Here is a 7,463-nt window from a genome sequence, read left to right as displayed (position 1 = left end):
TCCTGCCTGGCGGAGACGGCCAAGGAACGGCGGGGACGGGCGCGCAAGTACTACGCCTTGCAGCCGCAGGGGGCTCAGGTGCTGCTGAGGGCCCAGAAATTGCGGCGCCAGATGTGGGGAGAACTCGACTTGGCCGCTCTGCGCGACACCGCGGAGGCCGGATCATGAGCGGTGACGCCGGGAAGCAGCATGAGAACCGGATGGCTCCTCCGCGCCTGGCGGCCTGGCTGGTTGAACGCTGCTGGCCGGGGCTCGACGGCGAGGCAGTAGCCGGCGACTTGGACGAGGAATTTCTGCTCTACGTGCGTCCCCGGCGCGGGGCTCTGCCGGCCCGGGCCTGGTATTGGCGGCAGGCCCTGATGGCGCTGGGCACGGCTCTCAAGCGCCGCCTCTCCTCCGGGCCTCATTCCCCCATTCATCCATCCAAGTTCCATGGTCCGCCGCCCTTCAAGGGGCGGTCAGGAGGTGCCTTCGTGAGCCGTTTGTTGCAAGATCTTCGTTACGCGTTCCGGGGACTGCGGGCCCGGCCCGTCATCAGCCTGGTGGTCATTCTTACTCTGGCCCTGGGAATCGGCGCCGCCACCTCGGTCTTCAGCGTTGTTGACGGGGTGATTCTCGACCCGCTGCCTTATCAACAGCCTCACCGGCTCATTAAGCTCTATCCCGATCAACTGCTTCCCTTCGGCATGCCGGCTGTCCAATATTTGGAAGATCATGCTCAAAGTTTTGAAGTGGCCGGTTGGACGCGCAGTCTTTTCCCCCTCACCGGCCAAGGCGGACCCGAAGACGCCCGCGGCGCGCGGGTCTTCGCCAGTCACTTCAGCCTGTTGGGTGCCCGCCCGGCCCTGGGACGCGCCTTTCAGCCTCAGGACGGACGCCCCGGCGCGCCGCCTGTCGTCATTCTCAGCCATGCGCTGTGGGCCCGCCGCTACGGAAGCGATCCGTCCATCGTCGGCCGCACCATTCTCATCGGCGACACTTCCGTCGAAGTGGTGGGGGTGATGGGCCGTGATTACCAGCCCATGGAAAGGGACTGGCTGATCTGGCAGCCGGCCCAGCGCAGTCCGGACTCCAACATGCACACACCCTGGGCCCTCAACGGACGCCTGCGCGAGGGATACACCGTCGAACACGCCCAGCAGGAACTGCGCAGTCTGCTGCCCGAGTTCTGGCTGTCCGAGCATGGCTACCAGGCCACCGAGGAGGACTTCGCCCAGATGCGGGTGGTCCCCTTGCGCGACTGGATTCTGCAGGACAGCCAGGCCATCCTGTGGACGCTGATGGGGGCCGTGCTGAGCATGCTGCTCATCGTTTGCGCCAACGTCGCCAACCTGCTGCTGGCCCAGGGCAATGCCCGCCGGGCCGAGATGAGCGTCCGCCTGGCGCTGGGGGCGGGACGCTGGAGGCTGGTGCGCCAACTGCTGACCGAGAGCGCCCTGCTGGGACTGGCGGGCGGGCTTTTGGGAATGCTGGCCGCACTGGCCATGGTGCAGGTGGGAGTGGCCAACATGCCGCCCCAAGTCCCGCGCCTGCACAACATCGGCATCAGCGCGCCGGTGCTGCTCTTCGGGCTGCTGCTTTCGCTGCTCTCCATCTTTCTTTTCGCCACCCTGCCGGCGCTGCAAACCACCCGCCGTTCCCTGGCCTGGAGTCTTCAGAGGGCCTCAACCAGGTCCAGCCTGGGCGCCTCGGGCTTGCGCTTCAATCAGCTCCTGGTGGCTTCTCAGGTGGCCCTCATGGTGGTGCTCCTGAGCGGCGCCGGACTCATGCTGCGCAGCCTCTGGCACCTTCTGCAGATCGATCCTGGATTCGATTCCCAGGGAGTCGTGGTGATGCGTCCCTCGCCACCGCGTGAGAGCTACCCTGACGACGCTGGGCTCGATCAGTATCACCGCCAGATCCGTGAGGCGGCGCGGGCTGTTCCGGGCGTGCTCTCGGTGGGCCAGATCCAGTTCCTGCCCATGCATCCTGGAGGCTGGCGAACCACCTTCCGCGCCTCCGACCAGCCCCTTGCGGATGAGGAGCAACTGCCCGTTACCAACGCCCGCGTGGTCAGTCCAGGGTATTTCTCGACGATGCGCACGGCACTCTTGCGGGGGCGCGACTTTCAGGACTCGGACCGCCAGGACCAGGGGCCCGTGGTGATCGTCAATCAAGCTCTGGCCTCGGCGGCCTGGCCGGAGGAGGACGATCCCACCGGCAAGCAGCTCTTCATCGGACGCGACGCAAGCCCCCTTCAGGTAGTGGGGATGGTCAGGGACGTGCGCCAGAGCAGCCTGCGCGAAGAATCTCATCCCGAGATCTACGTGCCCTTGGGACAGCAGCCGTGGCGGCGCATGTTCCTGGTGGCGCGAGTCGAGGGCCGGGCCGACGAGTTGGTTCCTGTCATTCAGCAGGCCGTCTGGTCGGTGAACGACCAGACGGCGCTCTCCCACGTGGGACTGATGAGCGAAGCCGTGGGCGCCACCATCGCCGACTCGCGCTTTCTGGCTTCGTTGCTGACGGCTTTCGGGGCGCTGGCTTTGCTCTTGGGGGCGGTGGGCGTTTACGGCGTCATGTCCTACACGGTCACCCGCCGCCGCCTGGAACTGGGCATCCGCCTGGCGCTGGGAGCGGCTGCGGGCGGCCTGCTGCGTACGACCATTCTGCGGGGATTAGTGCCGGTGGGCGTGGGTGTGCTGATCGGCACTCCGGCCGCCCTGCTGGCCAGTAGACTGCTCAGCAGCGTGCTTTTCCGCACCCCCCAGCATGACCCCGTGGCTTTCGCGGCAGCCGCCGCACTGCTCCTGGCCGTGGCCACTGCCGCCCTCTACATCCCGGCCCGCCGGGCCAGCCGCATCGACCCCGCCTCCATCCTGCGCGCCGATGCACCCTAGGCTGCGCAATTCCCAACCCCCAATTCCCAACTCACAAACGCGGCTTGGGAGTTGTGCTAGTTGCCCTCTGCGAATTGGCAGCGGCGATCAGCATCACGCCGCCTCCCACGGTCCTTTACTACTGAACTGCCGCCGGGAGGGTGGGAGGCGCATCCTTGCGGCGATGGGCACAACGCACTTTTGGCGCCACCGCGCCCCTCGACCGCCGATCCGATGCCATGAAGGCGCCCCAACTCCTACTTTCGGAAGTTGGCCTTGAGCACTTTTTTGCGCAGGCGGTAGGCGGCCGGGGTGACTTCCACCAGTTCGTCGTCGGCGATGAACTCGATGGCCTGCTCCAGGCTGAGCTTGCGGGGAGGAGCCAGGTGTTCCAGCTCTTCGCCGGTGGAGGAGCGCACGTTGGTGAGCTTGCGTTCGCGGGTGATGTTGACGTCGAGGTCGTTGCCCCGCTTGTGCTCGCCCACGATCATGCCCTCGTAGACCTCGGTCCCAGGCGGTACGAAAAGGTCTCCGCGGGGAGCCAGATTGCCCACGGCGTAGGGAGTCACCCGTCCCGCGCGGTCGGCGATCAGCGCGCCCGTATTGCGGCGGGGAATCTCGCCCTGCCATTCCTGCCAGGACTCGAACTGGTGATGGAGGACGCCGGTTCCCCGCGTTTCGGTGAGGAATTCCCCGCGAAAGCCGATCAGTCCCCGTGAAGGGGCCACGAACTGCAGGCGGACGCGTCCGCTGCCGTGGTTGACCATCTCTTTCATGCGGCCTTTGCGCTGTCCCAGGTTCTTTGTGACGGCTCCCACGTACTCCTCGGGCAGGTCGATGAAGACCGTCTCGTAGGGCTCGTGCAGACGGCCCTCGATGTCGCGGGTGATGACCTGGGGCTTGCCCACGCTCAGTTCGTAGCCCTCGCGGCGCATCATCTCGATGAGGATGGCCATCTGCAGCTCGCCGCGCCCCGAAACCTTGAAGGCGTCGGGCGAATCGGTGTCCTCCACCTTGACGGCCACGTTGTGAAGGGCTTCCTTGAGGAGGCGTTCGCGCAGCTTCCGCGAGGTCACGTGGGTGCCTTCGCGTCCCGACATGGGCGAGTCGTTGATACGGAAGATCATCGACAAGGTGGGCTCGTCGACGTCGATGAAGGGCAGCGCCCGCGGCTCTTCGGGATCGGAGACGGTTTCGCCGATGGAAATCTTGTCGGTGCCGGCCAGGGCGATGATGTCTCCCGCCCGCGCTTCCTCGATGGGGACGCGCTTGAGGTTGGAGTAACCCATCAGGTGAGTCACCTTGGCGCGGCTGACGCTGCCGTCGCGGTGGCAGCAGGAGATTTCCTGGCTCTTGCGGATGCGTCCGTTGAAGACGCGTCCGATGGCCAGACGCCCCACGTAGTCGTCGTAGTCGAGGTTGATGACCAGGAACTGAAGCGGGGCCTGCGGATCGTAAAAGGGAGCCGGCACGGTGCGCACGATCTCTTCGAAGAGGGGCTGCAGGGAGTGATCCTGGCCTTCGGGTTGGAGGCGGCAGATTCCCTCCCGGGCCACGCAGTAAAAGACCGGGAAGTCGATTTGCTCTTCCGAGGCGTCGAGGTCGATGAAGAGGTCGTAGATCTCGTCCAGCACCTGGGCGGGACGGGCGTCGGAGCGGTCGATCTTGTTGATGACCACGATGGGCGTCAGCTCGGCTTCCAGAGCCTTGCGCAGCACGAAGCGGGTCTGGGGCAGGGGACCTTCGGCGGCGTCCACCAGCAGGAGCACGCCGTCCACCATCTTGAGGGTGCGCTCCACCTCGCCTCCGAAGTCGGCGTGTCCGGGGGTGTCGACGATGTTGATGCGGGTGGGACCGTAGTCGATGGCCGTGTTCTTGGCCATGATGGTGATGCCCCGCTCGCGCTCCAGGTCGATGGAGTCCATGATGCGCTCGGCCACTTCCTGATTGTCGCGGAAGATGCCGCTCTGCTTGAGCATGGCGTCCACCAGCGTGGTCTTGCCGTGGTCGACGTGGGCGATGATGGCCAGATTGCGCACGTCCTCACGCCGCTGCAGCCCTTGTTCCTGTACCGTTTCGCGTTCCATCACACCATTCAAAATCGCACCTCGCTAGAAGCCGGTAAGCATACCACGGCGAGGTGGCTCATAGTGCGGAGCTCTTGAAGGCGGCAGGGGCGGCGCGCTCCGCCGGCAGTCATTGGACTAGTTCCCGTCGATGAATTCCCGCATCTTACCGATGGAGGTATTGATGTTTTCATCCAGGGTGTGGCCGGAAGACTTGCGGGGTTTGAAGGAGTGGTCGCCGTCGGGGAGGTACTCGACGCTGATGGCGTCGGAGAGGGTGTAGCCGGCAATCTCCTCGGGCTTGCCGAAAGGATCGCGTTCGCCTTGAAGGATCAGGGTGGGAGTGGTCAGGTCCTCAAGGTGCTCGGTGCGCAGGTTTTGAGGGCGTCCCGGAGGGTGGAAGGGGTAGCCCAGGCAGATAAGGCCGGTCACTCGGAACTCGTCTGCGACCATGCTGGCGATGCGTCCGCCCATCGACTTGCCGCCGATGAAGAGGGGCTGGGAAGGGAACTCGGCGCGGGCGTCCTCGATGGCTTCTTTCCAGGCCGCCAGCAGCTTGGGCGGGCGGTCGGGCGGGCGGAGCCGGCCATCCTGGCGGCGCTGCTGCATGTAGGGAAACTCGAAGCGGATCACGCGCACCCCGCCTTGCGCCATTGCTCGCGCCAGCGAGTCCATGAAGGGCGTATCCATGGCCGCTCCCGCGCCATGGGCCAGAATCAGGGAGGCTTTTGCTTGCCCGCTGGGCTCGTCGACAATCCAGTGTTCTTTCATGTGAGATTTTCAATCTCACCCTCCATTGCCTTGGCGAAGGAGGGTCCGTTTTCAATCGGCTTTGACCCGCTCCTCCATGGTAGCCAGCCTCCAGGCCAGGGCGAAAATATGGCGCGCCACGGCTGTGGTCTTGGCGAAGTCGATCTTGTCGACCGTGTCCGAGGGACGGTGGTAATCCTCGTGGATACCGCTGAAGAAGAAGATGAAAGGCACCTCGTGTTTGCCGTAGTTCCAATGGTCGGAGCGGTAGTAAAGGCGCGAGGGGTGGGACGGGTCGTTCAGGGTGTAGTCGAAGTCGAGCTTCTCGAAGTCCTGGTTGGTGGAGATGTTGATGTCGTGCAGTTGACGGCTTATGCGGTCGGCACCGATCACGTAGACGCCGTTGGGCCCGGTGAGCAGGCTGTTGCCGGGGCCTGATGCGTCCTCGCCCTTGGACCGTCCGATCATGTCCATGTTGAGGTTGGCGACGATGGACTCGAGGGGGACGGCCGGGGCTACGTCGGTGTTGTAACGCGAACCCAGCAGCCCCTCTTCTTCTCCGCTGTGAAACATGACCAGAATGGAACGGCGGGGGGGGAAGGCGGCGAAACTCTGGGCGATCTCGAGGACGGCGGCCACGCCCGAAGCGTCGTCGTCGGCTCCTGGAAAGATGGTGCCGTCATCGCGCGTCTCGAGATGGTCCTGATGCGCGCTGATGACGATGTGCTGGTCCTTGAGTCCGGGGTCGGACCCTTCCAGGATCCCCGCCACGTTGGCCACCTTGAAGATCTCTTCGTCCATGGCCACCTGGGCCTCGGCCCGGATTCCCAAGCTCCTGGGCGTCATGTCGAATTTGGGGGGAGGATCGTAGGCGATGTCGAGAACGAGTCCCGCTGCCGTCAGCAGGGGGGCTGCCGAGTCCGGGGTGAGGATGACGGCCGAAGGCCGGTTGACGGAAGGGCTTTCAACCAGACTCACCTGGTCGCGGCTGAGGATGAAGCGCTTGAAGGTGGGCCGGCGCATCACGCGCAGAAACCGTTCGGGAGGCATGGACAGGAAGCCCGCCGCTCCAGCCCGGCTGGCCATGACCGACTTTTCGCCGGCATCGGGGACATCGTCCATGCCCGCGGGACCCCCCGAGAGCGCGAAGGCGACCTTGCCTTGCAGGTCGAGGTCGGCGTAGTCGTCATGTCCCTGCTCGGGGGCGGAAATGCCGTAGCCGACGAAGACCACCTCGCCTTGAAAGTCCACCGAGGGGCCGTCCAGCACGAACTCGCCGTAGCGAAAGCTATGTTCGGTTCCCTGATTGGAGGTCAGGGTCAGCAAGCTGTCCTGGGGTTTGGGAAGCGATCTGCGCACGTCGTATTCCTGGAGGAACGATCCCTCCACCGCTCCCTTGAATCCGTAAGCCCGCAGGCGAGAAGCCAGGTAGCGGTTGACCACGGCCAGTTGAGGGCTGAGGGTGTAGCGTCCGCCCAGTTCCGGAGAGGCCAGAAACTCGATGTGCATGCGCAATTCGTCGGCATTGATGGTGCCCAGCGACTTGTCGGGGAGATCGGGAAGGGTGCTTCCCTGCAAAAGGAAAGAAACCGTAAGCAGCAGCGCCAGAGCCGGAAGGCCCAGGCGAAACGATGAGCGCGTTCTCATGTGATTCTCCAACTTCTTCGATATCCGAGCCGTCATTATAGCCTCTCGACGCCCCGAAGAGTCGGTTCGGCCATGGGCGGAGGCAATGGTCCTGAAGATGGATTGACGGTAACAGGGCCGGAATTGTTCCAAGCTCGCTTGAGAA

At 64.6% G+C, this 7,463-nt stretch carries 4 protein-coding genes; 1 reads left to right on the top strand and 3 read right to left on the bottom strand.

What is annotated here, in order from left to right; all coding sequences use genetic code 11:
• Nucleotides 1-164: 164 nt before the first annotated feature.
• Nucleotides 165-2,876: an ABC transporter permease gene (locus tag VLU25_06740; protein ID HSR67622.1), complete on the top strand. Its 2,712-nt coding sequence runs from the start codon at nt 165-167 to the stop codon at nt 2,874-2,876.
• Between the two features lie 236 nt (nt 2,877-3,112).
• Here VLU25_06740 and typA read toward each other — a convergent pair whose 3' ends face one another.
• The 3 genes from typA to VLU25_06725 form a co-directional block, all read right to left on the bottom strand.
• Nucleotides 3,113-4,942 (bottom strand): translational GTPase TypA, encoded by a 1,830-nt coding sequence (typA, locus tag VLU25_06735; protein ID HSR67621.1) that lies wholly within the window; start codon nt 4,940-4,942, stop codon nt 3,113-3,115.
• A gap of 117 nt (nt 4,943-5,059) precedes the next feature.
• Complete coding sequence (locus tag VLU25_06730; GenBank protein HSR67620.1) at nt 5,060-5,692, bottom strand: alpha/beta fold hydrolase; 633 nt, start codon at nt 5,690-5,692, stop codon at nt 5,060-5,062.
• 51 nt (nt 5,693-5,743) lie between these two features.
• Nucleotides 5,744-7,318, bottom strand: a complete 1,575-nt coding sequence (locus VLU25_06725) for a M28 family peptidase (protein ID HSR67619.1) — start codon at nt 7,316-7,318, stop codon at nt 5,744-5,746.
• Nucleotides 7,319-7,463: the final 145 nt, after the last annotated feature.

This window comes from Acidobacteriota bacterium, from assembly GCA_035471785.1.
Lineage (GTDB): Bacteria > Acidobacteriota > UBA6911 > RPQK01 > DATIPO01 > JANQFM01.
The sequence above is the reverse complement of the archived record's forward strand: the minus strand, read 5'-3'. Positions and strand labels throughout refer to the sequence as shown.